Genomic DNA, 2,506 nt, shown 5'->3' on the forward strand with positions numbered 1-2,506 from the left:
ATCGACCCGCGCCTAGACACCTTGCTGCACTTCTTTTTGCGACTTGCGCGTCCGGCGCGCCGCCTTTTTCTTGGCGATGCGCGTCAGTTCGCTCTTCGACACAAACCAGCGCTTGCGGCGCACGTCGGTCAGCACGCGGCTCTTGACTACCTCACGGCTGAAGCGGCGGAGCAGCTGTTCCGGCGATTCATCGGATCGAAGCGTAACCTTAGGCAGAGTATTCACCCCCTTCATCTTGTGGTTTTGACATCTCCTCTAGTCTACCACAGGCCCCGCGCGTGGGCAATCGCAGTTCGTAGTCAGACCATTCATGGCCGTTCTTCGCGCGAGGAGGTGAAGAACGGCCATGAATTGCCTGACTACAAGCCGACATCCGCTATAATCCCCTTGAGCGGCCGGGGTCTGCCCGGCTCTCAACAGCCTTACGGAGGATAGCTACATGGAACCGGTCGGCGTTGCGATCTTCGTTATCTTCATTTTGCTCATGCTGGCGGCGATTATCGGGCCGAAGCTGGGGCGCAGCCGCTCACAGCGTTAAGCCCGCATGCCATCATCCCCTAGCTCCAGACCGGCTCTCCTGGCCGGCCTCTTACTCGCCCTCCTCCTCGCCATTGTCCTTTCGGCCCGGCTCGACGCACAACCGGCGTCGCCTGCCGCGACCGGCCGCGGCGACAGGCTCGTCGCGCGCGTCTACTACGACAACGTCCGCGACATCGCCCGCCTCCATGCCTTCGACGTGTGGGAGTACAACAACCTGACCGAGCGCTACGTACTCGTCGCCGTCGATCGCGCCGGCTACGAGACCCTGGCCCGGCAAGGGTGGCGGCTCCAGGTGGATGAAGCGGCGACCGCGCAAGCCGCCCGCCCCATGGCGCGGCGCGCCGGGTTTCTCGATGGCTACCGCAGCCTCGATGATCTGTACCGTGACGTGGCGGCGCTGGCCGCGGCGTATCCGCAACTCACTGAACTCGTCGATTACGGCCAGAGCCATTGCCTGAGCCGGGGCGGCTGCGTCACCCTGGGCGGGCAGGCGCAGCCCGGCTATCCGCTGCAGGCCATCCGCGTGACGAACGAAGCCGTGGCCGGCAGTTCAACCGTGAACGGCTCGACCGTGGCCCGTGGTCAGAAGCCCATCCTCTTCCTGATGGCGGCCGTTCACGCCCGCGAGATCACCACGCCGGAGATCGCCATGCGCTTCCTGGAAGCCCTGGTCGAGGGCTATGGCGTAGACCCCGACATCACCTGGCTGGTCGACTGGCAGGAGGTCTGGATCGTTCCGGTGGCTAATCCGGATGGGCGTTGGTTGGTGGAACTGGGCGCGCAGTTGGGCGGCAGCCCCTTCTACCAGCGCAAGAACGCCAACCTCGATGCCAATGATGACGGAACCGTGGATTGCGTCATCTGGCCGCCCCCGACGGGCGGCGGCGGCCAGCACTACGGCGTGGACTTGAACCGCAACCACAGCTTCGGCTGGGCCGGCGAAGGCTCCAGCGCCGACCCGTGCGACGTGGTTTTCCACGGCCCCAGTCCGGCATCTGAGGTAGAAACCGTCGCCCTCGAGACCTTGGTACGCGCCCTCTTCCCCGACCAACGCGGCCCGCAACTCGACGACGCAGCCCCCGACGATACAACCGGCATCCTGGTCACGCTGCACAGCTTCAGCAACCTTGTCCTCTGGCCGTGGGGCCATCTGGATGAAACCGCGCCCAACCACACTGATCTGAAGGCCATCGGCGATAAGCTGGCCGGCTTCAACGGCTATCAGTCCTGCCAGGCGACGGCGTGCCTCTACGCCGCCGCCGGCGCGACCGACGATTGGGCCTACGCTGAATTGGGCATCCCGGCCTTCACCTTTGAGATGGGCGACAGCTTCATGCCGCCCTATGAGGCGATCGACGCGGGGCAGTGGCCCGAGAACCGCCCGGCGCTGCTCTATGCCGCGCGCATCGCCCGCACGCCCTACCAGAGCGTGCATGGGCCTGACGTGCTGGAAGTCAACGTTGGCGGGTACGAGCCGTTCCTGAGGGTGACAGCGACCGTCAACGACAGCGACAACGGCAACCGGCCCATCGGCGCGGCTGCCTTCTCCGTCGATGCCCCGCCCTGGGTAGCAGGGGTGCATCTCACGTCGCTGGTCGCCGCCGACACCAGCTTTGATTCGCCCGTTGAAGAGGTGGTAGGCTCGATTGACACGGCCAGCCTGCCGCCTGGCCGCCACTTGCTCTTTCTACGCGGCCAGGACAGCGACGGCCATTGGGGGCCGGTTTCGGCCGCGTTCTTCCAGGTGGATGAGGAGCCGGCCGCGGCGGCTTTCCTGCCGGCGGTGGTGGCCGGCGGTCAGTGAACAGTGGCCGGCTACTGACCCCTGTTCACTGACCACTATTCCGCCAAAACTCCCTCCGGCCGGAACTGTGTCTCGTAGAGCGACGCATAGAGGCCGTCGTGGGCCAGAAGGTCGGCGTGCGTGCCCTGCTCCACCAGGCGGCCGTGATCCATCACCAGGATC

General features: G+C 65.5%; 2 protein-coding genes. One reads left to right on the forward strand and one right to left on the reverse strand.

The window, feature by feature from the left end; all coding sequences use genetic code 11:
- Window positions 1-12: 12 nt before the first annotated feature.
- Window positions 13-225, reverse strand: a complete 213-nt coding sequence (gene rpsU / locus ACE3UY_RS23225) for a 30S ribosomal protein S21 (RefSeq protein WP_374689843.1) — start codon at window positions 223-225, stop codon at window positions 13-15.
- 319 nt (window positions 226-544) lie between these two features.
- On the opposite strand from rpsU, the gene ACE3UY_RS23230 reads away from it, so the two are divergent.
- Window positions 545-2,344: a M14 family zinc carboxypeptidase gene (locus tag ACE3UY_RS23230; protein ID WP_374689844.1), complete on the forward strand. Its 1,800-nt coding sequence runs from the start codon at window positions 545-547 to the stop codon at window positions 2,342-2,344.
- Window positions 2,345-2,506 lie beyond the last annotated feature (162 nt).

Origin of the sequence: Promineifilum sp. (SeqCode), from assembly GCF_041918635.1 — a bacterium.
In the GTDB taxonomy this organism is placed as follows: domain Bacteria; phylum Chloroflexota; class Anaerolineae; order Promineifilales; family Promineifilaceae; genus Promineifilum.